Source organism: Streptococcus danieliae (assembly GCF_009767945.1).
Classification (GTDB): Bacteria; Bacillota; Bacilli; order Lactobacillales; family Streptococcaceae; genus Streptococcus; species Streptococcus danieliae.
Window position 1 is genome coordinate 1 of sequence record NZ_WSRS01000016.1, and the last position, 25756, is coordinate 25756.

The following is a 25756-nucleotide window of genomic DNA, read 5'->3' on the forward strand; positions in this document are numbered from 1 at the left end:
AGTCATCTACATGACCTCTCAAAACTGAACAAGTACCAATGCGTTTCCTTATCCTTAGAAAGGAGGTGATCCAGCCGCACCTTCCGATACGGCTACCTTGTTACGACTTCACCCCAATCATCTATCCCACCTTAGGCGGCTGGCTCCTAAATGGTTACCTCACCGACTTCGGGTGTTACAAACTCTCGTGGTGTGACGGGCGGTGTGTACAAGGCCCGGGAACGTATTCACCGCGGCGTGCTGATCCGCGATTACTAGCGATTCCGACTTCATGTAGGCGAGTTGCAGCCTACAATCCGAACTGAGACTGGCTTTAAGAGATTTGCTTGCCGTCACCGACTTGCCGCTCGTTGTACCAGCCATTGTAGCACGTGTGTAGCCCAGGTCATAAGGGGCATGATGATTTGACGTCATCCCCACCTTCCTCCGGTTTATTACCGGCAGTCTCGCTAGAGTGCCCAACTTAATGATGGCAACTAACAATAAGGGTTGCGCTCGTTGCGGGACTTAACCCAACATCTCACGACACGAGCTGACGACAACCATGCACCACCTGTCTCCAGTGTTCCGAAGAAAAACTCTATCTCTAGAGCGGGCACTGGGATGTCAAGACCTGGTAAGGTTCTTCGCGTTGCTTCGAATTAAACCACATGCTCCACCGCTTGTGCGGGCCCCCGTCAATTCCTTTGAGTTTCAACCTTGCGGTCGTACTCCCCAGGCGGAGTGCTTAATGCGTTAGCTGCGGCACTAAGCCCCGGATAGGGCCTAACACCTAGCACTCATCGTTTACGGCGTGGACTACCAGGGTATCTAATCCTGTTCGCTACCCACGCTTTCGAGCCTCAGCGTCAGTTACAGACCAGAGAGCCGCTTTCGCCACCGGTGTTCCTCCATATATCTACGCATTCCACCGCTACACATGGAATTCCACTCTCCCCTTCTGCACTCAAGTTGAACAGTTTCCAAAGCATACTATGGTTGAGCCACAGCCTTTAACTTCAGACTTATCCAACCGCCTGCGCTCGCTTTACGCCCAATAAATCCGGATAACGCTCGGGACCTACGTATTACCGCGGCTGCTGGCACGTAGTTAGCCGTCCCTTTCTGGTAAGTTACCGTCACTGTGTGAACTTTCCACTCTCACACACGTTCTTCTCTTACAACAGAGCTTTACGATCCGAAAACCTTCTTCACTCACGCGGCGTTGCTCGGTCAGGGTTGCCCCCATTGCCGAAGATTCCCTACTGCTGCCTCCCGTAGGAGTCTGGGCCGTGTCTCAGTCCCAGTGTGGCCGTTCACCCTCTCAGGTCGGCTATGTATCGTCGCCTAGGTGAGCCTTTACCTCACCTACTAGCTAATACAACGCAGGTCCATCTGGTAGTGATGCAGTTGCATCTTTCAAACTTCAATCATGCAATCAAAGATATTATGCGGTATTAGCTATCGTTTCCAATAGTTATCCCCCGCTACCAGGCAGGTTACCTACGCGTTACTCACCCGTTCGCAACTCTTCCAAAAGAGCAAGCTCTTTCTTCAGCGTTCTACTTGCATGTATTAGGCACGCCGCCAGCGTTCATCCTGAGCCAGGATCAAACTCTCATCAAAAGTTTGAGCTAGCGCTCATTTCTGTCACTGACAGATTTATTGTTTTTTTCTTGCCGGGCACTATTACTAGTGTCCCACACATTGGTATTCGTCTTGTTCAGTTTTCAAAGGTCATGCCTCTCACGAGACAACTTCATTAGTTTATCAAAACCTCAATCACTTGTCAACACTTTTTTGAAAAATTTTTGAAGTTTTTTTGACTTGGTTCGGATGAACCGAACCTTTATCAACTAACTGTCCCATTTAAGGAACTCTTCCTTCAGGGCTTTCTTAGTATACAACACTACAGCTTTCTTGGCAAGACTTTTGTTCAACTTTTTTAATTTTTTTCAAAAAAGGAAAAAGAGCCGAGAAAGAAACCTCAACTCCTTTTTAAAAACCTACTGTGCCTTCAAATAGGCTTGAACCTCACTTGGACTAGCCCAAACATAATGATTAGGACGAATCTCAACCATTGCTGGCTCTTCCTCACTATAATCATGTTGATTCGGATCATATACTTTCAATACTTTTTGGCGTTCTAAAATTGGATCCGGTATTGGTACTGCTGATAAAAGTGATTGAGTATATGGATGAATCGGGTTTGTGAACAACTCTTCCGTCTCTGCAACCTCTACAATAATCCCTTTATAGATAACTGCAATACGATCTGAAATAAAGCGAACAACTGATAGATCATGGGCAATAAACAAATACGTCAAACCCAATTCTTTCTGAAATTTCTTCAATAAATTTAAAACCTGAGCTCTAACAGATACATCCAAAGCAGAAATAGGCTCATCCGCAATTACAAAGTCTGGCTGCATAACAAGAGCACGGGCAATCCCAATTCTCTGACGTTGCCCTCCCGAGAATTCATGAGGATAACGAGTAAGGTGCTCTGCGAGTAACCCAACCTCATTTACAATATTTCGAACCTTCTGTTGACGTTCCTCCTCATCTTTATATAGATGGAAATTTGTCAAACCTTCCGAAATAATATAGTCAACAGTAGCCCGTTCATTAAGACTGGCAGCTGGATCTTGGAAAATCATTTGGATTTTACGAATAAGTTCCTTTTCTCCTTCACGACTCTTCGGACCGTTAATCCTACGTCCCTCAAAAAGGATATCACCCGAGCTCGTTTCATTTAAGCCTATAATCGCTCTTCCAATAGTTGTTTTTCCACTCCCAGATTCTCCAACTAATGAGAATGTCTCCCCTTTATTGATGAAAAAATTCGCATTCTTTACCGCAGTAAATTTTTTACTACCTTCTCCAAAGGAAATTTCTAAATCTTTAACTTCGACTAATTTTTCTGGCATTCTACCCCTCCCTTGTCTTATTCATAAACGCCATCTGTGATTTAATCTTTTCATGAAGATTCGCAATCAATTCTGGCTTATCAATCTTAGGAGCATATTCATGAAGAAGCCACGTTTTAGCCCAATGATCAGCCGATACTTGAAAAATTGGAGCTTTTTCTTCAAAATCAATCGCCAGTGCATAATCCGATCTCAAAGCAAAGGCATCTCCAGCTAATTCAGTATAAAGGGACGGAGGAGTTCCAGGGATAGAAAACAACTCACCATCTTCACTAGCTAACTGAGGAAGGCTCGATAATAATGACCAAGTATACGGATGGCGAGGATCATAGAAAATATCCTCCACTGTTCCATATTCAACAATCTCGCCGGCATACATCACAGCTACTTTATCAGCAATACTAGCAACAACTCCTAAATCATGGGTGATAAAGATAATCGTAAAACCATACTCTTGTTTCAAATGCTTGAGAAGATCGATAATCTGCGCTTGAATAGTCACATCTAAGGCTGTTGTCGGTTCATCACAAATCAGAATATCTGGTTTACATGCTAAAGCAATCGCGATAACAATCCGTTGACGCATCCCTCCAGAATATTGGAAAGGATATTCATGGAAACGACGCTCAGGATCTGGGATACCCACTTTATCCATATAGTCGATTGCCATTTCTTTAGCTTCAGATACTGTCTTACCTTGATGCTTCGTAATAACCTCTGTAATTTGACTTCCAATTGTCTTAATAGGATCTAGGCTAGTCATCGGATCTTGAAAAATAGTCGCAATCTTTTGACCACGTATCTGTGCCCACTCCGCATTAGAAGTAACCTTAGTCAACTCTTGACCACGGTAAACAATACTACCATTGGCCACCCGACCATTTTCTTCTAACATTCCTGTAAATGTTTTCGTTAATACAGATTTACCACTTCCAGATTCACCAACCAAGGCTAAAACCTCTCCTTGATATAAATCCAAGGAGACCCCTCGAATGGCCGTGAGGATTCGATCCCGTACTTCAAATTCGACAACTACATCCTGAGCACGTAAAATAATCTCTTTTCCCATTCTTTCTCCTATCTATGCGTACGTGGATCACTAGCATCCGCTAGGTTTTGTCCAACAATATAGAAAGACAATGAAACCAATATCAATACTGTTAGCGGGATCCAAAATAAATAAGCATTCGTCGTTACATTCTGAGAATAACTAGAAATAAGACGTCCTAAGCTAGGAACAGTGGCTGGTAACCCAAGACCAAAGTAAGACAAAAAAGCCTCATATGAAATGTAAGACGGCAACTGTGCAGCTGACATGGTTACAATAACAGATACCAATTGCGGAAGAAGATTACGAACAATAATTTTGCCGGATGGTGTCCCCAATGTTCTACTAGCTAAATTATACTCTAAATCTCGGTAACGAAGAATTTGAATCCGAATAGAGTAAGCAACTCCAATCCAGGCTGTAATACTCATAGCAAAAATCAAATTCCAAAAACCTGATCCCAAGGAATAAGTCAATACAATGACAATAAGAAGTTGAGGAATGTTAGATACTATATTATAAATTTCTAGCATTACCTTATCCACAGATTTGGAAACGCCCCAAATTCCACCAACAATCACTCCTAGGCCTGTAGTAATAACTGTCGCAATGACTGAAATCAGAATGGAATTACGAGCTCCAAACCAAACAGCATCAAATAGAGAATGTCCATTATTATCCGTTCCAAACCAATATTCTCCATTTGGCTTTATAAACCGAAGACTAAAGTCATTTACCTTGCTGACATCATTCGGATTATAATCTGAGATTAATGGATATAGGAAACTCATAAGAACAATTCCTGCTAACAAAGCCAACATAACCACAGTTGTCTTCTTTTTCAAAAATTCCCTAAAAACAGACTTCCAATAGGAATAAGCTGGAGCATCGATGACTTCTGAGGCAAAATCATCTCTTTTCACAAAAGTAAATTTAGATACATCTGGTTGAGACATCATTTGCCTCCTTTCGAAGAGAGTTTAATACGAGGATCTAGAACAGTCATCAACAAATCTCCTAAAAGATTTGCTAAAATCGATAAACTTGTAAACACAAAGGTCAATCCAACAACCATTGAATTGTTAGCTGCTTTAACAGAATCAATCAGCATTTTACCCATACCTGGAAAGGCAAACACAGATTCTGTCAAGGTAGCTCCAACAATGACTAAGATAATCGCAGATGGAATCCCCGCAACAATTGGGACCATAGCATTTTTAAAGACATGGTTCCTCATAATTTCCTTTTCAGATAAACCTTTTGCACGAGCAAAGCGTACGTAGTCACTAGACTGCTGATCAATCATGTAACGACGAATCCAAATAGCTAATCCAGGAACACCTAAAATCCCTAAGATAATTGCTGGTAATACATATGAACGCCAATCTCCTGCACCTAGAGTTGGGAATGAATCTGGCAATCCAATAAACGAACCCAATAGACGAACAAGATAAACCAATGCAATCGTTGGAATGGCCATTAAGAAGGTCAAGAAAGCTGTAGACAAACTATCAATAGCTGTATTCTTATAGCGTGCCAACAAAGCTCCAAAAGGAACCGCTAAGCTATAGGAAATGATAACACCTACTAGACCAATAATTGCAGAGTTTACCAGCATGGACGGTGACTGATAAACTGTTTGCGTTTGAGTATACGCATCTCCCTCACCAAAGTTCGCAATATCTTGTGCGTCCGCTTTACTTGGTGATTTATACGTCCGAGAATAGATATCAATAGAAGACATTTTTTCCCCAGTTGGAAATTGTACTTCACTGACCTTAGATTGCCCTTGTCCTTGACTGATAACTTGAAGAACAGGAACATTAGAATAAGTTGGATAGGAGATCCCCAAATTCAACTTAATAAAATTCTGATGAACAAATGGGAACTGATTATTAAAGTATAGCAAGTACTTATGCTGGGTTCCTGAACCAACAACAGCCCAGCCGATCGCCGGATCATTTTCAATCCAAATTCCGCGCTTCAAATCAGGATTAGAAGCATCTTGAATTTTCCAAGGATGGTCAATTTGAAAGAGATTTTTGTAAAAATCAAAAACGCGCTCATACGCTGGGACTTGGCGTACTGCATAAAACTGCTTACTATCTTGGAATTGGAAAAGTTCCCAACCACGTCCTTCTTTTTTTATGAAATCTTCATAAATTTTCTTATTACTTTCAGTTGCTTCAACAGTTACTGAGGAATCCAATTTACTAGCTTTTTCCTGAAGCTCTTTACTTGTATAATAATCCACATATCCCATTCGCTCAAAGACTGTATTTTCATAATCTGTCTTGCTATCTGGTGTTTTTGCTATTTTATTATAGTTGGGGTCCTGTTTAAAAATAAGATTTCGAGGGACCATTGTATAAACAATTAAATAAATAATAGTAGTCACCAAGAAAATCGATAAGAGCGAACGTAAAATCCGCATCCAAATATAACGTTTCATCGAATCATCCTTTTCATTTCAAAAACGGGAGTGGGATAGAGCTTCTCAAATTTGAAAAGCTCTATCCCACTCCCGCAAGGCTTACTGCTTTTGATTCTCCTTGTTCTGACAGAGAATTCAATAAATGAGTGATCACTTATCCTAAAACAGTTGTCACTGAAAACTTCTATCCCTACTTATTACTTCACGTGAGATTTAGCTTCTTCCTCAGCCTTCTTATTGCTTTCTACTCGTTTCTCATCCCATTCTTTCTGAGCTTTTTCATACTCATCTTTTGTAACGATTTCATCACTAGGCTCTAGGTATTTATACAAAGTAGAACCACCTTTGTTACCTGACCAAGCAAATGGACCGCTAAATGGTTTGATACGAGCAACACCTTGATTTCCTCCTTTAGATTCAATTGGGACAATCAAAGCACTATCTGTTAGCCAAGCTTGAGCTGCCGCATACTTCTCATAACGTTTTTGGATATCGGCTGTTTCTCCACCAGCCTCTGTTACCAACTGCTCAAACTCACCTAGACCAACTTTTTCTGCATTTGCATTATTTGTTCCAGAATCGAATCCAAGGTATGTTTTTGTACTTTCACCACTACTTGGTTTCAAGATATCCAAGTAAGAAGATGGATCTTGATAATCAGGACCCCAACCTACTTTATTGTTCAAATCCCAATCTTCTTGAGCTGCATTTTCAGCAAAATAGGTAATGTTATTTACATCATCTGATGACATTTGATGAATATCAATGACAACATTCTCTGAACCCAAGTTTTTCTCAATGGATTGTTTCAAGGACTGAACCCGCTGAACCATTGTAATAGCTGTTTGATCTACAGGGATATCCAAACGAATTGGGAATTGTACTCCTTCTGCTTGAAGAGCTTCCTTAGCCTTAGCAAATTCAGCTTTTGCTTTTTCTGGATTATAAAGACCATTTTGAGCATCGCTTAAATCAACGTCTTTCCATTCTTCCTTGTCAGCTAAGTTCTCTTTAACCATCTCTCCAAAATCTTTACCCCCAGCTTGTACAAATTGAGGTGGGACAAAAAGATTCCGTAAAGGTTTCAGTGCTCCTTCTTCTCCACGAATCTGAGCTTCATAAGCCTCCCGATCAAACGCAAAAGTCAATGCTTGGCGGAAATCTTTATTCAACAAAGCTTTTTTGGTAGATTCTTTTTCTGCATCAGTTTTCTTAGCTGTGTACTTGTAAGACTGACGATCAATATTCATACCTAACAAGTAAGTTGTTGCATCTTGTGGACGGTAAGCAATATTATCTGCATACTTTTCTTGGAACTTCTTATAACCTGGTGAATTAGGGTTCAAACCAGCACCAGAATAGATTCCTTTATCAAAGCCATTAATTACTGAGTCTAAATCAGAACCATCATCATAAGTTAGCTTAATTGTCTTATAATGAACATTATCTTTATCCCAGTAACCTTCATTTTTAACCATCTGAATTTCAGACTTAGCTGTCACAGCACTTAAGATGTACGGACCATTGTAAAGGATTGTACTTGGATCACTTGCTTTAGCAAAGTTTTCCCCTTGGGATTTTAAGAAATCTTCATTTACTGGATAAGTAATTCCATATGTTAGTTTAGAGTTCCAGTATTGCTCAGGTTTTGTTAATGTATACTCCAATGTGTAATCATCAATTGCTTTGATTCCAACTGTGCCAAAATCTTTTGATTTACCATCGATATAATCTTTCAAACCTTTAACAGAGTCTTGCAATACGTAAAGAGCTTCCCCTTTATTATCTGCAGCGTATTTAAGACCAGTTACAAAGTCCTGAGCTTTTACTTCAGCATACTCGTTCCCCTCAGAAGTAAACCATTTGACTCCTTTACGGATTTTATAAGTGTAGGTCAATCCATCTTTAGATACAGACCAATCTTCTGCTACAGAAGGCACTAGATTTCCATACTGATCATTTTCCAACAAACCATCAATGTTATTAGAAGTAATATCAGCTGTTGAAGCTTTACCAGTCGTCAAATAATTCAAATTATCTGGATCAGTAGAGTACACAAATGAATATGTATATTGCTCTCCACTGCTTGAAGATGAACAAGCTGCTAATACGCCCACCGATAACAGAGCTACGCCCGCTACCGCAAATAGCTTACTCTTTTTCATACTATATCTCCTTTAACTATTTAAGTTTAATCCATTGTAATAAAATATACTAGAAAAGTCAACGTAATTTTCTGAAAATTCTTACAAGGAGCTGTTGTTGTTCTCAAAAAAAACTAAATATTCTGATTCAAATTCAATTATATCATAATTTTCAGAATAGTTAGCGATTTCATTTAGAAAAATCATTTACCTAACTCAGTCTATGACAAGGCAAAATCAAAGAATACTAATTTAAAAAACTAGATATGCTTAGACTACCATTTTTAAGTAAAAATTTCAATCTATTTCCTCATGCTTATGCAATAAATGCACATATATAATAATGATGATCCCCGCTTCCTTTTATCAAAACTCCTCCTAGACAAGCCCCACTTCCCCACAACCTCTTTTCCCTTCAAAATTCTAGGGTTCTCTTTAGAACTATGATAAAATAGAGAGACTAGAATCTGAAAGAGGACAATCATGAAACGATTCATCCAGTTCCTACTGGTTATGCTTTTATTACTACCATCTTTACTCTCTACTATTCCAGTGTTTTCCGATGATGATTTCACAACCACTGCTAATAGCGCTCTGGTTTTTGAACAAAACACAGGGAAAATTTTATTCGAAAAAAATGCGGATAAGTTAGTTGGAATTGCCTCCATCTCTAAGCTGCTGACCAGCTATGTTGTACTCGATGCTATCCAGGCTGGCGAGCTTGACTGGAGTACTAAGGTTCCAATTAAGGATTTTGCCTACCAACTAACCGTAGATTCTTCTAGCTCTAACGTCCCCATGGAGGATCGAGAATACACCGTTAAAGAATTGCTCCATGCTATGTTACTGTCTTCCGCCAATTCTGCAGCGATTGCTTTAGCTGAGAAGGTCTCTGGCAAAGAAAAAGACTTTGTCAAGCGGATGGAGGATAAGCTGGATAGTCTCGGGATTCGAGACTACAAGCTCTACAACTCATCCGGCTTGAACGAAAATACCCTAAACATCATCACAAATGGTAAAAATCAAGAAAACCTCATGTCAGCCAACGCCCTCGGTGTGATGGTTTACAACCTTCTAAGAGATCATCCGGAAATTACCGAAATCACTGAAAAAAGTCAGGCAAAATTTGGAAAAGAAACTATTTATGCAACCAATCAACTCATTCCCAACATGCCTCGTTTCCGGAATGGCGTTGACGGCCTCAAAACCGGTAGTTCGGCTGCATACGGAGATTCGATTATTGTATCTACAACCGAGCGTGGTATGCGTCTTGTCAGCATTGTGCTCAACGTCGAGAATCCAGATCAAGACCCCAACGCCCGTTACAATGCAACCATTTCCCTTCTCAACCACATCTCCCGTACCTTCTATGCTAATGTCCTGGCCGCCGAAGGCGAGCCCTATGAAGAGTTAACCGCCTTGATTAAGGATGGTAAAAAATCCCCCATCATCCCTGTTGCCAAAACCGATGCCATCTTTATCCAACAAGGAGGCAGTACAGCAGACTTTAAAGTCAAATGGGAAACCGACCCCAAAGGGTATCAAGCACCTATTAAAAAAGGGGAATTTGTCGGCTACCTGACCTATCAAGATCCCGAACCAATTGGCAAAGGTTATATCCAAGGTCAAGAGCCAAAATTCGCCATGGTTAGCCAGGAAGATGTGGATCGCAGTAACTTCTTCAAGGTACTCTGGAACAACTTCGTCCTCTTCGTCAATGAAAAACTTTAGAGACAACCACAAAGACGCCCCCAATCAATGGATACCAACCTTGATTGGGGGCGTCTTTAGTTAGGAGAGCTGTCTCAGCTATTGCTAGCCGACACTTCCTTCCATTTCGTAGCTAATCAAACGATTCAGTTCAACAGCATATTCCATTGGAAGTTCTTTAGTAAAGGGTTCAACAAATCCCATAACAATCATTTCTGTCGCTTCTTGTTCAGATAAGCCACGACTCATGAGATAGTAGAGCTGTTCTTCGGAAATCTTAGATACCTTAGCTTCATGTTCCAAGGCAACCTGTGAATTGTGGATTTCATTGAATGGAATCGTATCAGACTTGGATTGGTCGTCCATGATGATGGTGTCACACTCAATATGGCTCACTGATTTCTTGGAGTTACGTGCAAAGGTTACCTGACCGCGGTAGTTTACCTCTCCACCGCTCTTAGCAATTGACTTGGAAACAATGGAAGAGCTGGTATGCGGAGCATTGTGGATCATTTTCGCACCTGTGTCCTGCACCTGACCTTGGTTGGCAAAGGCGATGGAAAGCATGGTTCCACGCGCTCCTTCTCCGTCTAGGTAAACAGATGGATACTTCATGGTCGTTTTGGCCCCGATATTGCCATCAATCCATTCAACGGTCGCGTTTTTCAAGGCCTTGGCCCGTTTGGTTACCAAGTTGTAGACATTGTCAGACCAGTTCTGGATGGTGGTGTAACGAACATAGGCTCCTTCTAAGGAGAAGATCTCAACAATGGCCGCATGCAAGCTATTGCTGGAATAAGTAGGGGCGGTACATCCCTCAACATAGTGAACACTTGCTCCCTCATCAACGATAATAAGGGTTCGTTCAAACTGACCCGTGTTTTCATTATTGATTCGGAAATAGGTTTGTAGGGGAATATCCACCTTGACACCCTTTGGCACATAGATAAAGGTCCCACCTGACCAGACTGCACTATTCAAGGCTGCCAACTTGTTGTCCGTTGGCGGAACCAATTTGGCAAAGTATTGCTTGAAGAGTTCTGGGTATTCTTTCAGAGCCGAGTCAGTGTCCGTAAAGACAATTCCCAACTTCTCAAACTCTTCCTTCATATTGTGATAAACCACTTCTGATTCATACTGGGCAGAAGCTCCCGCTAAGTAAGCCCGCTCAGCTTCTGGAATCCCGATGCGTTCGAAGGTTTCCTTGATTTTCTCGGGAACCTCATCCCAAGAGCGAACGGGGCGGTCTGATGGTTTTTGGTAGTAGATGATATCGTCAAAGTTAATTTGCGACATATCGGCTCCCCAAGTTTCCAATTCCATCTTCTTAAAGGTCTCATAGGATTTAAGACGGAAGTCCAACATCCACTGAGGTTCCCCTTTTGCTGCCGACAGTTCACGGATAACATCCTCACTCAAACCTTTACCGGTCGAAAGAATGGGATCGACATCATCATGAAAACCAAATTTATATTCCCCCAAATCAATTGGCTTGGGTTCTACGCGTTCATTTTCAGCCATTATTTTCCTTTCATTTCATTTAGTTCCAGTGCTTTTTTCAAAGCATTCCATGCAAGAGTGGCACATTTAATCCGCTGCGGGAACTGCGCAACCCCTGACAAAAAGGCTGCATCCCCGAGCTGGTCAGTCGAAGATAGTTCTAGCCCTTTTACCAAATCAGAGAAATCCTGGGCTAGAGCTAGAACCTCCTCCTCCTTTTTACCAATCACCACATCGGTCATCATCGAGGCAGAGGCTGTTGAGATACTACATCCAGAATTAATAAAGGAGATGTCTGTAATCCGACCCCCTTCATCCTTGACCAAAAAGAGTTGGATGACATCGCCACAAGTTGGGTTGTTTAACTGGATGGGCTCGACACCCGACAAACTCCCCTGGTGATGGGGGTGTCTAGAATGCTCTGCCACTAGGGTTCGGTAGAGGCTATTTAATTTAGAAAGTGCCATTGAAAAACTCCTTTGTTGTCTCCAAGGCCTGAATCAGGCGATCGCAATCTTCCTTGGTGTTATAGACATAGAGACTGGCCCGTAGCATAGCCGGCACTCCTAAATAAGCCAAGAGTGGTTGCGCACAGTGGTGGCCGGCACGGACTGCAATTCCTTCATAATCTAAAGCGGTCGCCACATCATGGGGGTGGAGTCCTGTCAGGTTAAAGGAAACCAAGCCACTCCGACCCTCCGCTGAAGGCGGTCCATAGATTTCCAGCCCGTCCACTTTCTGCAATTCTTGCCAAAGATAGGTCACAAGTTCCTGATCATGGGCAGCCAGCCGTGCCATTCCCAAATCTTCCAGATAGTCAATCGCCGCCCCCAAGCCGATGGCCTCCGCAATCGGTGGAGTCCCAGCTTCCAGCTTCCAAGGAAGGTCGGTCCAGGTTGATTCTTGCTCAAAGACAAAGTCAATCATCTCCCCACCAAATTCCACAGGCTCCAGCTCTTGTAAAAGCGTTTCTTTCCCGTAGAGAACACCAATCCCCGTTGGCCCCAGCATCTTGTGGCCAGAAAAGACAAGGAAATCCACATCCAAATCCTGTACCTGTACTGGCAAATGGGGTACCGACTGGGCTCCATCGACTACTAAATAAGCTCCCACTCCGTGGACCCACGGAGCAATCTCTTGAATGGGATTGATAACCCCCAGTACATTGGAGACGTGGGCCAAAGAAACGATTTTAGTCGCCGGACTCAACTTGGCCCGTAAATCGTCCAGATCTAATCTCCCCTCTTTCAGGTAGACATAGACCAGGCGAGCTCCCGTGCGTTGACACAGCTGCTGCCAGGGAACAAGATTGGAATGGTGTTCCATAACCGAAATGAGAATCTCATCGCCTGGCGATAGGTGAGCTTCCAAGCCTCGGGCCAGGTGGTTCAAGCCCGTCGTTGTTCCCCGGGTAAAGATAATTTCTTTCTCCGAAGCTGCCCCGATAAAGGACGCGACTTTTCGTCGCGTGGCTTCATAGGCCTGGGTTGCAGACTCCCCTAAAGTATGGACCCCACGGTGCACATTGGCATTGATTTCTTGGTAATAGCGATCCATCGCCTCGATTACGGATCGCGGCTTCTGGCTAGTTGCTGCACTATCCAAATAGACGAGGTCTTCTTCATGGACCTGTTGGTCGAGAATGGGAAAGTCCTTTTGGATCTGCCGACCATCGATTGGCTGCATGGCTACTCCTCTTGTTTATCTTTTGCTTAACTTATCTTCAATAACCTGGATCATGTCATCGCGAACTTCTTTAACGGGAATTTCGACAATCACCGCTCCCAAAAATCCACGAACTACGAGACGTTCAGCTGTTGGCCGGTCCAAGCCACGACTCATGAGGTAATACAAGTCCTCAGGATCAACCTGTCCGATAGAGGCTGCGTGTCCTGCGGTAACTTCATTCTCATCAATCAACAAGATTGGATTGGCATCTGAACGAGCTTGGTCTGACAACATCAAGACCCGGCTTTCCTGTTGGGCATCTGCGCCCTTGGCTCCACGAATAATATGACCAATTCCATTAAAGGTCAAGGTTGCCTTCTCCAAGATAACTCCGTGTTGGAAGATATTTCCAACAGAGTTAGAGCCGTGGTTGGTGATTCGACTGTCAATTCCTTGGACCTGTTTCCCAGAGGATAGGGCCACAACCTTCATATCCGCATGACTACCACGTCCCACCAAATCCGTATCAAAAGCTGCAACCACATTCCCTTCGTTCATGACACCCAGGGCCCAATCAATGGTTGCATCCTGACCAATCCGGCCACGACGGGTGAGATAGGTTGTGACGTTTTGACCAAGGCGATCAATCGCAGAGAATTTGACCTGGGCTCCAGCCTTGGCAATCACCTCAACCGTAATGTTGGCCGTTACTTTTTCTTGACCTTCACCTAGAGTTTCGATGCGTTCCAGGTAAGAAAACTTACTATTACGACCTGCAATCACCAAGATGTGCTTGTTAAAGGGAACGCTAGACTCACTGTCCTGGTAAAAAATACCTTCAAGGGGTTGCGTAATTTCCACATTGTCTGGCACATACAGGACTGCCGCGCTGTTAAAATAAGCTGTATGGTAGGCAGCCAATTTATCCTCATCGTAGGCTAGGGCAGACATAAAAGACTCTTCCACCAGCTGGGGAATTTCCTCTAAGGCTGTCGCTAGGTCTGTAAATAGAACGCCCTGGTCCACCAATTCGGGAGACAGTTGTTCCAAAACCGTTTGGGTACCGACTTGGACCAACTTCGGATTACTGTTCAGATCCGTAAAGGCAGGGACATTGCCTGACGCCTCACCCAGTTCCAAACGACCATCCCCCAGATTCCAACGGTGAAATTTCACCCGCTCAATCTTAGGTAAGTCCAACTCCTGAATTTTATCAAAGGCTTTCAAGCGCAAGTCTTGCAGCCAAATAGGCTCAGCCTGTGCTTGCGAAAATGCCTGAATTTGTTCTCTTGTCATCAGTTCCTCCTTGGTAGGTCCTTAAACTTCTTCCTTGTAATCAAATCCGAGTTCTTCTGCAATTTTCGCATACCCTTCTTGCTCCAAACGGGCTGCTAATTCCGGACCACCTGAAAGAACCACTTTTCCTTCCATCATCACGTGTACGGCATCTGGCTTGATATAGTTCAACAAACGTTGGTAGTGGGTAATAATCATAGCACCGAAGCCTTCTCCACGCATGGCATTGACACCTTTGGACACCACTTTAAGAGCATCAATATCCAAACCAGAATCAATCTCATCCAAAAGGGCAAAGGTTGGTTCCAACATCAACAATTGCAGAATCTCGTTGCGCTTTTTCTCACCACCAGAGAAGCCTTCGTTGAGGTAACGCTCGGCCATTTCTTCCTTCATGTTAAGAAGGGCCATTTTTTCATCCAACTTAGTGATAAAATCACGGACAGAAATTTTGTCTTCTTCTTCTTTACCAGAGTTCATGGCTGCCCGGATAAACTCCGCATTGGTAATTCCAGGGATTTCGCTTGGATATTGCATCGCCAAGAACAAGCCCATCCGTGCCCGCTCGTCAACTTCCAATTCCAAAATGTTCACCCCATCCAACAACACTTCCCCTTGGGTAACTTCGTAGTTAGGATTTCCCATAATGGCTGCCGACAAGGTTGATTTACCAGTCCCGTTTGGTCCCATGATGGCTGCAACCTCACCTGTTTTAAGGGTCAAGTTAACCCCCTTCAAAATTTCCTTATCCTCAATGGATACATGGAGATCTTTAATTTCCAATACTGACATGATTTTATCCTTCCTTCTAGGTAATACGGTTTAAGTATAACAAAAAAAAAAGCCTCATAGGCTTTTTTGGTGTTTAGAATTATTCTTATCTACTTGGATTGTTTCTTGCGTAACTGCCTTACTTCCTCCCGATAGGCTGAATTTCCAATAAAGCGTAAGGTTTTTAAAAGCGGAGCCCGATCTGGACCCAGGATGCCCAACAACTCGACAAACAACTCTGTTCCAAAGGCAATCCCAACAAGAAGCGAAATACCCCCAATCCGGCTAGACACATTCAGCAAAAGCGAAATCATCGAAAAAATGAAGGTAATTCCATAAATCACCAAGACTGTCCCCCGATGGGTCAGACCCAGACACAGCAGCCGATGGTGCAGGTGGTGACGATCCGCCTCAGAAATCTTCCGGCCCGCCAATCGCCTACGAATAATCGCCATCAGCGTATCCGTAATTGGAACCCCTAGAATAATCATCGGAGTGATCACCGCTACCGCCGTCGCATTTTTCAATCCCTGCAAGGACAAAACAGAAATCATAAATCCCAGGAATAGGGCCCCCGTATCCCCCAAAAAGACGATTGCCGGATGATAGTTATAGGGAAAAAAGCCGCCAATCGCCATCACCAAAAGTAAAATCAAAAGGGTCAAAAAAAGATTGTCCTCAGGCAAAAAGAAATAGGAAACAATGGCCATAGTTGCCAGTGAAATGATCGACACTCCACTCACCAAACCATCCAAACCATCCAGGAGATTGACCGCATTGGTAATGGCCGCAATCCAAATCAAGGTCAGAATAAAGGAGACAATCGGACCAAAATGGAGGAAAGGCCCCCCAAAGGGAAGCTTAAAATTATCCAGGCGAAAATCGGTCAAGGACCAAATCAAAACCGCTGCCAAAAGAATCCCCACCATTTTCTGCGCCGGCTTCAATTCCAATACATCATCCAAGACACCTGTCACAACAATCACACCGCCTGCCAACAAAACAGGCCAAACATAGTCAAAATAACTGTAACCAAAGGTCGTAACCTTGACAATCCCTGGCATGATAAACAAATTCACCAAGCTAAACGATAGAAAGATCGCCAGACCACCAGCGGTAGGCATGGGTTGCTGATTAATCCGTCTAGCATTAGGCTGATCGACAGCCCCAATCTGAAAAGCCAAGAGACGCACCAAGGGAGTCAAAAGAATACTTCCCAGAAAAGTAGCAATCAAAGTTAAAATAAAGGCAAGGGCAAAGGGTACCATACTTAAATCCTTTGTAAATCTTCAATCGCAGTTCCATACAATAAAACAGTTCCGTGCTCTTGAAGAACTGGCCGGGTTACCTGGGACTCTTCTGCCATCTCACGCATCCGAGCCATCAAATAAACAGGAGCCTTCCCTGGCATTTGACTGGTATTGACCAAAACGGTCAAGTAATACCGACCTTTATATTTATAAAGCTCAGAACCGTCATAGTCATAATCCACTAGGTCTGCATAGGCCCGTACCTTGTTAAAGTCCGAAAACTGAAGGACATAATATAAGAAATGATTGTCACTCTTAGACCCACGGATTCCTTGAGTTTCAGACGCATCCAATTCCTCTTCCTGATCCGCTTGGACCTGCTGGCGGAAACTATCCAACTCACTGAGCAATTCATCCGATTGAGGATCCTGACTGTACTCTTTGAGGGCCTCCTCCATCGCTTTGATAAACTCTTCCGGTTCCATGTCTGGAAAATCCTCCATACGTGGCAAGTCGTCGAAATCAATCTCGTCAAAATCCATCGCCTTGTCCACATCTGACTTGGTCACAAAAACATCCAAGCGATCCGGCTTTGGTGTTACCCGAAAACTCAACATTCCTGAATCCAGAAAATGCTGGGGTAACTCTAGTTCATCCAAAATCGTGTAGAAGAAATCCTCGGTTTTTTCCTGGGGCATCAGGAAGTCCGCCAATTCCATTCCTCTTTCTTCCAAATCTTTCATACTGATCGAAATTTTAATGGTTCGATCATTTAATTGTTTCATTTTCATTTGTTTACCTCATTATCCAGTATACTTGAATTTTTCGTAGATTTCAAAAAAAGAGTGGAAACACAACCACTCTTCTAGATTAAGCCAAAAAGGCCCGTACTCCTGCATAGAGGAGCAGTAAAATTCCAAGAACAATCCGGTATTTTCCAAAGATGGTAAAATCGTTCTGCTTGACGTAGCCGGTCAAGAAACGGATGGCGTAGAGGCTGACCGCAAAGGCTGTCACCATGGCTACAGCCAAGAGCAAGCCTTCCGTCCCCGTTAAGCTATTGCCATTGAGGATAAATTTGAGAACCTTGACTCCACTAGCTCCAAACATAACTGGAATCCCAAGGAAAAAGGTGAACTCTGTAACCACTGACCGACTGGTTCCATTCAAGAGACCGCCAACAATGGTTGCCCCTGACCGACTGGTTCCCGGAAACAGGGCTAAGACTTGGAAAAGACCAATCTTGAAGGCTGTCGCATAGGGTAGATCCTCCAAGCGCGTTACACTAGGATCCTTGACAAAATCCTGTTTCTCAATCACCAAAAAGGCAATTCCGTAAATGATCAACATTAAAGCAATCGAAACGGGATTGTAAAAGTGCGCCTCAAACCAATCGTCTAAAGGAACCCCAATCACCATGGCCGGCAAAATCGCCACTAGCACCTTAGACCAAAGAGACCAGGTCTGCTTGACTTCTTCTTGTGATTTACCCGGCTTAAAGGGGTTGAGTTTACCAAAATAAATCACCACAACAGCCAAAATCGCCCCTAGCTGGATAACAACATTAAACATGTCCATAAAACCAGCCGAAACCCCTTTAAAATTCACAAACTCCTGCAACAAGAGCAGGTGTCCGGTACTGGAAATCGGCAACCACTCTGTGATCCCCTCAACAATTCCAAATAAAATCGCTTTTAACAGTTCAATCAGTATCATGCCTTTTCATCCTTCCTAACAGGAATGATTATACCACAAGGACATCTCTGTTACCAATCGAATCTCAATTCTCAAAAAAATGGTACACTATTCTAGGACAAAATCTGGCTCAATCAACCCAACCTTCCTTGGAAGAGGTTGACTGATGAATCCCTTTATAAAACGTTTTCACACGGAAATTATATTGATTTGTCTACTTTTTTACATTATAATGAAAAAAATTCAGAAGGAGGTTCCTATGAAAAAGTTAGTAATAACCCTACTCACAGGTTTAGCTTTGCTATTCGCCTGGGTTCAACCTGCTCATGCAGATGACTACCTCAGAGTTGGGATGGAAGCAGCCTATGCTCCATTTAACTGGACACAGGACGATGACAGTAACGGTGCCGTTCAAATCGAAGGCACAAACCAATATGCCAATGGCTATGATGTACAAATTGCCAAGAAAATCGCTGAAAAACTCGGTAAAAAACCTCTGGTTGTCAAGACAACCTGGAATGGTCTAATCCCAGCCCTAACTTCGAAAAAGATTGACTTGATCGTAGCAGGGATGAGCCCAACCGAAGAACGTCGCAAAGAGATTGCTTTCTCCGACAGCTACTACCGGAGCCAACCGGTTATTGTCGTCCGCAAAGACTCTGACTATGCCGAAGCCAAATCACTAACTGATTTCAAGGGAGCCAAACTTACCTCGCAACAGGGAGTTTACCTCTACGATTTGATTGACCAAATCGATGGTGCTTCTAAAGAGACTGCCATGGGAGACTTCGCACAAATGCGCCAGGCCCTCGAAGCCGGCGTCATTGATGGCTACATTTCCGAACGCCCTGAGGCCCTAACTGCCGAAGATGCTAATGCTAAACTGAAAATGGTTAACTTGGACCAAGGCTTCGCAACCAACGACGAGGAAGTTACCACTGCTGTTGGAATGCGCAAAGACGATGCACGGATGAGCCAAGTCAATGCAGCCATCGCAACCCTCTCAGCCGACCAACAAGTGGCATTGATGGATGAAATGATCCAAAACCAGCCCCTTGCCAGTGAAAACGAAGAAGAGGAAACACCTAGCTTCTTCCAACAAATGCTTACCATTGTCCAAAATAACGGTTCGCAATTCCTCCGCGGAGCTGGTATGACCCTCCTCATTTCCATTATCGGTACCGTGGTCGGAACAGGTATTGGACTCTTGATTGGTGTTTACCGGACTGCTCCCCAGGCTAAAACCAAGGCCCTTGCCTTTTTCCAAAAACTCTTTAGCTGGTTCCTCAGTGCCTACATCGAAATTTTCCGCGGTACCCCGATGATTGTACAATCCATGGTCATCTACTACGGAACAGCTCAGGCCTTCGGAATCGACATCGACCGGACTCTCGCAGCCATCTTCATTGTTTCCATCAATACAGGTGCCTACATGAGTGAAATCGTCCGCGGTGGTATCTTCGCAGTTGACAAAGGTCAGTTTGAAGCCGCTACAGCCCTAGGAATGAACCACGGACAAACCATGCGTAAGATTGTCTTACCACAGGTTATCCGCAACATCCTTCCTGCAACCGGAAATGAGTTTGTCGTCAACATCAAAGATACATCTGTTTTGAATGTTATCTCCGTTGTCGAACTCTACTTTGCCGGAAATACTGTTGCCACTCAAACCTATCAATATTTCCAAACCTTTACCGTAATCGCCATTATCTACTTCGTGCTCACCTTTACCGTAACCCGTATCTTACGCTATGTAGAACGGCGTATGGACAGTGACACTTACACTACCGGAGCAAACCAAATGCAAACGGGGGTGATCAAATGACACAAACAACCATTCTCGAAATTAAAAACCTCAAAAAATCTTACGGACAAAATGAAGTCCTCAAAGACATCTCTCTTACCGTCCACAAAGGGGAAGTAATTTCCATCATCGGTAGCTCAGGAAGTGGGAAATCCACCTTCCTGCGCTCCATCAACTTACTGGAAACCCCAAGTGCCGGGGAAATCTTCTACCACGGAAAAAATGTGCTTGCAGACGAGCATGACCTTACCACTTACCGTGAAAAATTAGGGATGGTTTTCCAAAACTTTAACCTCTTTGAGAATCTCAATGTCTTGGAAAATGCCATCGTCGCTCAAACAACCGTCCTCAAACGGGAGCGTTCAGAGGCCGAAAAAATTGCCAAAGAAAACCTACACAAGGTCGGCATGGGTGAGCAATACTGGCTCGCCAAACCAAAACAACTCTCCGGTGGGCAAAAGCAACGGGTTGCCATTGCTCGAGCCCTCTCCATGAATCCTGACGCCATTCTCTTTGATGAACCAACGTCAGCCCTGGACCCTGAAATGGTTGGAGAAGTTCTCAAAATCATGCAGAACCTCGCTCAAGAAGGTCTTACCATGATCGTGGTCACCCACGAAATGGAATTTGCGCGCGATGTATCCAGCCGTGTCATCTTTATGGACAAGGGTGTTATCGCCGAAGAAGGACGTCCAGAAGACATCTTTACCAATCCCAAAGAAGAACGGACACGTGAGTTCCTCCAACGCTACCTCGGCTAAGAACTCACTCACATATACAAAAAGAGGCTGGGACAAAAGTCTAGCCTCATTGACTTTGTATAACAAAATACCTTTGACGCAGTAGCTGATTGGGTCTAACAGCATTGTATGCTGTTAGAGAGTACCAAATCTTGTTTGCGAAGCAAACTCCAATCGTTCACTTTTCAAGCTCGGAAGAGGACCTAATCAGCCTTGTGGGGGTGAGACTACGAACTAAATTTTTTCAAATTTAGTTCTGTCCCACTCCCTTTTTGTATACACGAGAAAAGATTATTTCTCAGAGCTATCCTCGATGACAATCCTTTTCGAAAGCGGGGTCTTATGCTCTTCGATAAATTTCCCAAAGGCATCATCTTCCTCCGAACTACCAGTATCCTCCTCCACTTCCTCTTCACCCTGATCGTTCTCCAAATTCACGGAGCCAAACAGCTGGAAAGAATTAGAGCCACTCTGTGAAGCCTGGTTGCTCTCAAATAGGAGCCAACCTCCAAGAACAAGCACTGCTAAAGCTAGAACTGACAACAATTTTTTCATAGGCATCTCCTTTGCTACATGTAAATGATTACTTATTATTATAACTGATAAGCAAGAAAAGAACGTTTCTATTACACATCTGTAAACCCTTGAATCAGCCTCTCAAAACCAACCCAATCCTCACAGCTAGACTAAAACAGCAGCTAAACCTCTCCTATTTTTATCAGTAATCCATTAAAAATTTTTCGAGATATTCTCCCAACTTACGCATATGCAAGCACCTCTATCCCTAACCTTGAAACTGGATTTTAGGAAGTATAACAAAAAGATCAACCTATGTCAGATGGTTGTTAGGAAATTGTTTTCACCAAGGAGAAATTTACGGACTCCTTGCAAAAAACAACCTTGCTTCATCTGACAACTGGATTCATCCGTCCCTGTCAAGGAAGGGATCAAACCCTAGCCAATCTGACGATTGAAACTCTGATTGAAGTAGCGGCTCTACAGCTGTATCTAGGAGCCGAAATCAAGTTCCGCTATACAGGACTCCAATTGCAGGTTCAAGGGCTAGAAGAGCCTATGTCAGCGCTCCTACAGCTCCTAAGATTAGCCATCGGTTTGACCATCCCAACCGATTAAACCTCCTCATCTTGGATGAAATCATTAACGAGCTAGGGAATGCGACAGATTCAAAAAGCGAAACTAGAGACCAAACTAGTCAGCTCTCTTTCTGGCTAGTCAAGTCGACACTCTATTCCCTCCTCTACTGAATCTTCCAACGCCCTGGCTTCAAATAAGCAAAAACAGCCCCAAGAGGGCCGTTTTTGCTAGGGATATCAGTTTCATCCTGGAGGAAGAAAAATCTAAAACTCTTTTTCGAGTAACAAAAAATCAGCTAGAAAAAAAGGGTATCCTAATTCTTTTCTAACCGATTTTAGCTAGGAATGACTACGCATCTTCGAACTTTTCGTGATTCTTGTCGTAGTAATCAATTAAGCCCAATGCAGTCTCAAAAGAAATATTCTTTACTTGTGCACGGCCTTGAGCTAGAGCAATAATAGACATTTCGCGGGCGTTGGTTTCTTTTGAAATGCGATAACCCGTGATCTTTTTATCACGTACCCAGCCTACTACTGTCTCTACTTTTTCAAAGTTAGACTTAGACATGTTATCCTCCCTATTTTATTATCTCCAGACATTTATTGTAAATCATTTTAGACAGCTTGTCAATTAAATTTCAAACAATTCCCAGCAGATTCAAGTAAGCTGTCGTATTTATTCAATTTTTTGAAACAAACACTTGAAAACAAAAGCTAAACTATTTTTATAGATAGATCCTGATAAACTGCTAGCCATCTTTGTACATCCCTATTATATCAAAGTCAGCTTATTTATTCAAGTAAAAAACTCATTAAAAATGGGAAAACCTCGAAAAGAGATCTTTTCGAGGCATACCCTTTATTCAGCTGAGAAAAGATAAGGATAAACTGGCTGATCACCTGGGAAAATTTCAACTTCCAAGTCTTCAAACTGGCCTTCCAATTTCTCTTGCAGTTGCTCCGCAAATTCTTCAGATCCTTCTTCTCCAACATAAATGCTAAAGATTTCCTTGTCAGCTAAATCCATCTTCGCAAACATGAGATCTAAAGCAGTTTCAAGGTCTGCATCAGAAGCTACAATTTTTCCTTCCACCATCGCTAGGAAGTCGTTTTCACGGATTTCCAAGCCATCAATGGTCGTATTCCGAACCGCATGGGTAACAGAGGCTGAGACGACCTCTGCTAGCGACTCTGTCATCCGCTCCTGGTTTTCCTCCAAACTCCGGCTTGGATCAAAGGCAAGAAGGCTAGTCAAGCCTTGAGGGGCTGTCCGGCTCTCCACAACTGCTGCGGCTTCCTCAACAACTTCTGCAGCCGATTGTGCCGCCATGAAAATATTCTTGTTGTTAGGGAGAAGAATCACCTGGTCGGCATTGACTTCTTCAATGGCTTTGACGAAGTCTTCTGTCGACGGGTTCATGGTCTGACCGCCTTCGATAACATAATCTGCTCCTGATGCTCGGAAAATCTCTGCCATTCCTTGACCTGCCACGACCGCAACAATGGCATACTCCTTGCGAGGAACTTTACTGTCTGTAGCTTGGGAGCTTTCCTTTTCAATCTGGGCTTCATGCTGGTTGCGCATATTGTCAACTTTTACTTTAACCAAAGAACCATATTTAAGCCCTTCTTGCATAACTAAACCTGGATCTTCTGTATGCACGTGAACTTTGACAATCTCATCGTCATTTACAACGAGAAGCGAATCTCCGAGGTCATTTAGATAATTGCGGAATTCTTCGTAATCAAAGTCTTGAACATAGGTTGGACCTTGCTTGAGGGCCACCATGATCTCTGTACAGTAACCGAAGGTGATGTCTTCCGTCGCAACATGGCCAGCAACAGACTTATGGTGCTCGGCATTGATCATCTCACCCATCATCGCTGGTGTGGCCTTAAAGTCCTCAGAAGCCATATAGTCACCGTTGAGGGCAGACAAAAAGCCTTCGTAGATAAAGACAAGTCCCTGGCCACCAGAGTCCACAACACCCACTTCTTTCAAAACAGGCAGTAGATCAGGTGTCTTAGCCAAGGCAGCTTTTGCTCCCTCAAGAGCAGCCTCCATAACCTCTACCGCGTCATTACTGCTTTCAGCCTTCTTGACCGCTCCAATCGCAGCTCCACGAGAAACCGTAAGGATAGTTCCTTCAACAGGCTTCATAACAGCCTTATAAGCGACTTCAACACCAGACTGGAAAGCGTGAGCCAAGGCAGCTCCATCCAATTCCTCTAGATCTTTCACACCTTGAGAGAAACCACGGAATAATTGTGAAGTGATGACTCCTGAGTTTCCACGGGCACCCATCAAGAGCCCCTTGGCAAAAATGTTAGCTACTTCAGCTACTGTCTGAGCTGGCTTATCCGCCACCTCCTTGGCACCATTTTCAATGGTCATTCCCATATTGGTCCCTGTATCACCATCTGGAACAGGGAAGACATTCAATGAGTTCACATATTCAGCTTGATTGGTCAAACGAGTGGCAGCTGCCTGGACCATTTCTTGGAATAAACTGGTTGTAATATTGGCCACGACTACTCTCCTACAATTTTAATATTTTGAATATAAACATTAACGGCTTTAGCAGTAATGCCGAGTTGATTTTCCAGACTAAAGGTCACGCGTTCTTGAATATTACGTGAAACCTCACTAATCTTGGTTCCGTAACTAAGGACGGTATATACATCAATTTCGATATCACCTGCCTCATTGCTCCGAACCACAACTCCCTTGGAGTAGTTTTCCCGACCTAGAAGGGCCTGGAAATTGTCTTTAATGGCATTTTTACTCGCCATTCCAACCACACCAAAAATCTCCGTCGCTGCACCACCAACAATGGTTGCAATGACATCATCGGTCAACTCAATCTGACCATCACGGGTATTGATTTTCACTGTCATCTCATTCCACCTCAATTTATTTATAGCCTATTTTACCATGAAACCAAAAGAATAAAAACATAAAAGCAGAAAACACGGCTAAATTAAGAAGCTATCAGACCTAAACCACACTGATTTTTACCCATGAATTCGTGGGAATTACTAACGTTTTCAGCCAGATTTACTGTATCCATCTATAAAAAGCCGCATCTCTGCGACTCTCCCATTTGTAACGAGGAAAAGATTCAGCTTCCCCAACAATAGTATCAATCTCTACTAAGTCTTTATTTTCGGAATCGGTTGATGAAAAAAAGATCGGTAAAGTAATTGTTAACATTCCTGAGAAGACTGATTTCAAATACTGAGAGTGGGAGTGGGACAGAGGCTGGGACAAAAGCCTAGCCTCTCTCTTTATGATTAGCAAGATACCTTTGACGCAGTAGTTGATTGGGTCTAACAGCATTGTATGCTGTTAGAGAGTACCAAATCTTGTTTGCGAAGCAAACTCCAATCGTTCGCTTGATAGCGAACATTTCATGTTCGTCCATATCATAGGCTCAGCGAGTCAATTCCTGACTCGCTGAGAGGACTCCGAACCCGATCTAATCAACCTTGCGGGGGTGGGACTACGAACTATAGTAGAATGAAACAAAAACCGCACATTTTGTGCTATACTATTTTTATGGCATATTCAGTAGATTTTCGTGAAAAAGTTCTTTCATATTGTGAGAATATTGGCAGTATTTCTGAAGCAGCAACTGTTTTCCAAATTTCTCGTAATACCATTTATCAATGGATTAAATTAAAAGAGAAAAC

22 protein-coding genes and 1 rRNA gene are annotated in these 25756 nt (G+C 43.3%); 5 read left to right on the forward strand and 18 right to left on the reverse strand.

The window, feature by feature from the left end; all coding sequences use genetic code 11:
• Window positions 1-58: 58 nt before the first annotated feature.
• The 6 genes from E5983_RS02895 to E5983_RS02920 all read right to left on the reverse strand — a co-directional run bounded on the left by E5983_RS02895 (window position 59) and on the right by E5983_RS02920 (window position 8556).
• A 16S ribosomal RNA gene (locus E5983_RS02895) occupies window positions 59-1605 on the reverse strand.
• A 380-nt stretch (window positions 1606-1985) separates the two neighbouring features.
• Window positions 1986-2909: an ATP-binding cassette domain-containing protein gene (locus E5983_RS02900; protein WP_160332421.1), complete on the reverse strand. Its 924-nt coding sequence runs from the start codon at window positions 2907-2909 to the stop codon at window positions 1986-1988.
• A gap of 1 nt (window position 2910) precedes the next feature.
• The gene (locus E5983_RS02905; RefSeq protein WP_160332422.1) at window positions 2911-3978 is read right to left on the reverse strand and encodes an ABC transporter ATP-binding protein; all 1068 of its coding nucleotides are present in this window, start codon (window positions 3976-3978) and stop codon (window positions 2911-2913) included.
• 8 nt (window positions 3979-3986) lie between these two features.
• On the reverse strand, window positions 3987-4913 hold the full coding sequence (oppC, locus tag E5983_RS02910; protein WP_160332423.1) for an oligopeptide ABC transporter permease OppC: 927 nt from the start codon (window positions 4911-4913) through the stop codon (window positions 3987-3989).
• Window positions 4913-6409: an ABC transporter permease gene (locus E5983_RS02915; RefSeq protein ID WP_160332424.1), complete on the reverse strand. Its 1497-nt coding sequence runs from the start codon at window positions 6407-6409 to the stop codon at window positions 4913-4915. Before E5983_RS02915 ends, oppC begins: the two co-directional genes overlap by 1 nt.
• 179 nt (window positions 6410-6588) lie before the next feature.
• Entirely contained in the window at window positions 6589-8556 is a 1968-nt protein-coding gene (locus tag E5983_RS02920; RefSeq protein ID WP_160332425.1) for a peptide ABC transporter substrate-binding protein, read from the reverse strand.
• A 462-nt stretch (window positions 8557-9018) separates the two neighbouring features.
• Between E5983_RS02920 and E5983_RS02925 the strand changes: the two genes are divergently transcribed.
• Window positions 9019-10266, forward strand: coding sequence for a serine hydrolase (locus tag E5983_RS02925; protein ID WP_160332426.1), 1248 nt, complete (start codon window positions 9019-9021; stop codon window positions 10264-10266).
• An 84-nt stretch (window positions 10267-10350) separates the two neighbouring features.
• Here E5983_RS02925 and sufB read toward each other — a convergent pair whose 3' ends face one another.
• From sufB to E5983_RS02965, 8 genes are all read right to left on the reverse strand, one after another.
• The gene (gene sufB, locus E5983_RS02930; protein ID WP_160332427.1) at window positions 10351-11766 is read right to left on the reverse strand and encodes a Fe-S cluster assembly protein SufB; all 1416 of its coding nucleotides are present in this window, start codon (window positions 11764-11766) and stop codon (window positions 10351-10353) included.
• Window positions 11766-12212 (reverse strand): Fe-S cluster assembly sulfur transfer protein SufU, encoded by a 447-nt coding sequence (gene sufU / locus E5983_RS02935; protein WP_160332428.1) that lies wholly within the window; start codon window positions 12210-12212, stop codon window positions 11766-11768. Before sufU ends, sufB begins: the two co-directional genes overlap by 1 nt.
• Window positions 12199-13431 (reverse strand): cysteine desulfurase, encoded by a 1233-nt coding sequence (locus tag E5983_RS02940; protein WP_160332429.1) that lies wholly within the window; start codon window positions 13429-13431, stop codon window positions 12199-12201. Before E5983_RS02940 ends, sufU begins: the two co-directional genes overlap by 14 nt.
• 15 nt (window positions 13432-13446) lie before the next feature.
• Window positions 13447-14709, reverse strand: a complete 1263-nt coding sequence (gene sufD / locus E5983_RS02945) for a Fe-S cluster assembly protein SufD (protein WP_160332430.1) — start codon at window positions 14707-14709, stop codon at window positions 13447-13449.
• Between the two features lie 21 nt (window positions 14710-14730).
• The gene (gene sufC / locus E5983_RS02950; RefSeq protein ID WP_160332431.1) at window positions 14731-15501 is read right to left on the reverse strand and encodes a Fe-S cluster assembly ATPase SufC; all 771 of its coding nucleotides are present in this window, start codon (window positions 15499-15501) and stop codon (window positions 14731-14733) included.
• 89 nt (window positions 15502-15590) lie between these two features.
• The gene (locus E5983_RS02955) at window positions 15591-16748 is read right to left on the reverse strand and encodes a glycosyltransferase family 4 protein (protein ID WP_160332432.1); all 1158 of its coding nucleotides are present in this window, start codon (window positions 16746-16748) and stop codon (window positions 15591-15593) included.
• A 2-nt stretch (window positions 16749-16750) separates the two neighbouring features.
• On the reverse strand, window positions 16751-17521 hold the full coding sequence (locus E5983_RS02960) for an adaptor protein MecA (RefSeq protein ID WP_160332433.1): 771 nt from the start codon (window positions 17519-17521) through the stop codon (window positions 16751-16753).
• 79 nt (window positions 17522-17600) lie between these two features.
• Window positions 17601-18446 (reverse strand): undecaprenyl-diphosphate phosphatase, encoded by an 846-nt coding sequence (locus E5983_RS02965; protein WP_160332434.1) that lies wholly within the window; start codon window positions 18444-18446, stop codon window positions 17601-17603.
• A 238-nt stretch (window positions 18447-18684) separates the two neighbouring features.
• On the opposite strand from E5983_RS02965, the gene E5983_RS02970 reads away from it, so the two are divergent.
• Window positions 18685-20250 carry an ABC transporter substrate-binding protein/permease gene (locus tag E5983_RS02970; protein ID WP_160332435.1) on the forward strand — a complete coding sequence of 522 codons (1566 nt, stop codon included), beginning with the start codon at window positions 18685-18687 and terminating at the stop codon, window positions 20248-20250.
• Window positions 20247-20990 (forward strand): amino acid ABC transporter ATP-binding protein, encoded by a 744-nt coding sequence (locus E5983_RS02975; protein ID WP_160332436.1) that lies wholly within the window; start codon window positions 20247-20249, stop codon window positions 20988-20990. Before E5983_RS02970 ends, E5983_RS02975 begins: the two co-directional genes overlap by 4 nt.
• A 270-nt stretch (window positions 20991-21260) precedes the next feature.
• Here the strand turns inward: E5983_RS02975 and E5983_RS02980 are convergent, their stop codons facing one another.
• Window positions 21261-21524, reverse strand: a complete 264-nt coding sequence (locus E5983_RS02980) for a hypothetical protein (RefSeq protein ID WP_160332437.1) — start codon at window positions 21522-21524, stop codon at window positions 21261-21263.
• Between the two features lie 330 nt (window positions 21525-21854).
• On the opposite strand from E5983_RS02980, the gene E5983_RS02985 reads away from it, so the two are divergent.
• Complete coding sequence (locus E5983_RS02985) at window positions 21855-22103, forward strand: hypothetical protein (RefSeq protein WP_160332438.1); 249 nt, start codon at window positions 21855-21857, stop codon at window positions 22101-22103.
• 309 nt (window positions 22104-22412) lie between these two features.
• Here E5983_RS02985 and E5983_RS02990 read toward each other — a convergent pair whose 3' ends face one another.
• The 3 genes from E5983_RS02990 to E5983_RS03000 all read right to left on the reverse strand — a co-directional run bounded on the left by E5983_RS02990 (window position 22413) and on the right by E5983_RS03000 (window position 24961).
• Entirely contained in the window at window positions 22413-22631 is a 219-nt protein-coding gene (locus E5983_RS02990; protein WP_160332439.1) for a capsule biosynthesis transcriptional regulator, read from the reverse strand.
• Window positions 22632-22922: 291 nt separating this feature from the next.
• Window positions 22923-24593 (reverse strand): DAK2 domain-containing protein, encoded by a 1671-nt coding sequence (locus tag E5983_RS02995; RefSeq protein WP_160332440.1) that lies wholly within the window; start codon window positions 24591-24593, stop codon window positions 22923-22925.
• A gap of 2 nt (window positions 24594-24595) precedes the next feature.
• On the reverse strand, window positions 24596-24961 hold the full coding sequence (locus E5983_RS03000) for an Asp23/Gls24 family envelope stress response protein (RefSeq protein ID WP_160332441.1): 366 nt from the start codon (window positions 24959-24961) through the stop codon (window positions 24596-24598).
• Window positions 24962-25622: 661 nt separating this feature from the next.
• Here E5983_RS03000 and E5983_RS03005 point away from each other — a divergent pair.
• On the forward strand, window positions 25623-25756 hold a 134-nt coding region (locus tag E5983_RS03005; RefSeq protein WP_160332216.1), incomplete at its 3' end, for an IS630 transposase-related protein.

Excerpts from the sequence above, each read along its gene's own strand:
- E5983_RS02955 (WP_160332432.1), bottom strand. The coding sequence starts at position 16,748 with ATGGTACCCTTTGCCCTTGCCTTTATTTTAACTTTGATTGCTACTTTT.
- sufU (WP_160332428.1), bottom strand. The coding sequence starts at position 12,212 with ATGGCACTTTCTAAATTAAATAGCCTCTACCGAACCCTAGTGGCAGAG.
- E5983_RS02925 (WP_160332426.1), top strand. The coding sequence starts at position 9,019 with ATGAAACGATTCATCCAGTTCCTACTGGTTATGCTTTTATTACTACCA.
- E5983_RS02990 (WP_160332439.1), bottom strand. The coding sequence starts at position 22,631 with ATGTCTAAGTCTAACTTTGAAAAAGTAGAGACAGTAGTAGGCTGGGTA.
- oppC (WP_160332423.1), bottom strand. The coding sequence starts at position 4,913 with ATGTCTCAACCAGATGTATCTAAATTTACTTTTGTGAAAAGAGATGAT.
- E5983_RS02970 (WP_160332435.1), top strand. The coding sequence starts at position 18,685 with ATGAAAAAGTTAGTAATAACCCTACTCACAGGTTTAGCTTTGCTATTC.
- E5983_RS02920 (WP_160332425.1), bottom strand. The coding sequence starts at position 8,556 with ATGAAAAAGAGTAAGCTATTTGCGGTAGCGGGCGTAGCTCTGTTATCG.
- E5983_RS02975 (WP_160332436.1), top strand. The coding sequence starts at position 20,247 with ATGACACAAACAACCATTCTCGAAATTAAAAACCTCAAAAAATCTTAC.
- E5983_RS02960 (WP_160332433.1), bottom strand. The coding sequence starts at position 17,521 with ATGAAAATGAAACAATTAAATGATCGAACCATTAAAATTTCGATCAGT.
- E5983_RS02980 (WP_160332437.1), bottom strand. The coding sequence starts at position 21,524 with ATGAAAAAATTGTTGTCAGTTCTAGCTTTAGCAGTGCTTGTTCTTGGA.
- E5983_RS02915 (WP_160332424.1), bottom strand. The coding sequence starts at position 6,409 with ATGAAACGTTATATTTGGATGCGGATTTTACGTTCGCTCTTATCGATT.
- E5983_RS02965 (WP_160332434.1), bottom strand. The coding sequence starts at position 18,446 with ATGATACTGATTGAACTGTTAAAAGCGATTTTATTTGGAATTGTTGAG.
- sufC (WP_160332431.1), bottom strand. The coding sequence starts at position 15,501 with ATGTCAGTATTGGAAATTAAAGATCTCCATGTATCCATTGAGGATAAG.
- E5983_RS02905 (WP_160332422.1), bottom strand. The coding sequence starts at position 3,978 with ATGGGAAAAGAGATTATTTTACGTGCTCAGGATGTAGTTGTCGAATTT.
- sufB (WP_160332427.1), bottom strand. The coding sequence starts at position 11,766 with ATGGCTGAAAATGAACGCGTAGAACCCAAGCCAATTGATTTGGGGGAA.
- E5983_RS03000 (WP_160332441.1), bottom strand. The coding sequence starts at position 24,961 with ATGACAGTGAAAATCAATACCCGTGATGGTCAGATTGAGTTGACCGAT.
- sufD (WP_160332430.1), bottom strand. The coding sequence starts at position 14,709 with ATGACAAGAGAACAAATTCAGGCATTTTCGCAAGCACAGGCTGAGCCT.
- E5983_RS02900 (WP_160332421.1), bottom strand. The coding sequence starts at position 2,909 with ATGCCAGAAAAATTAGTCGAAGTTAAAGATTTAGAAATTTCCTTTGGA.
- E5983_RS02940 (WP_160332429.1), bottom strand. The coding sequence starts at position 13,431 with ATGCAGCCAATCGATGGTCGGCAGATCCAAAAGGACTTTCCCATTCTC.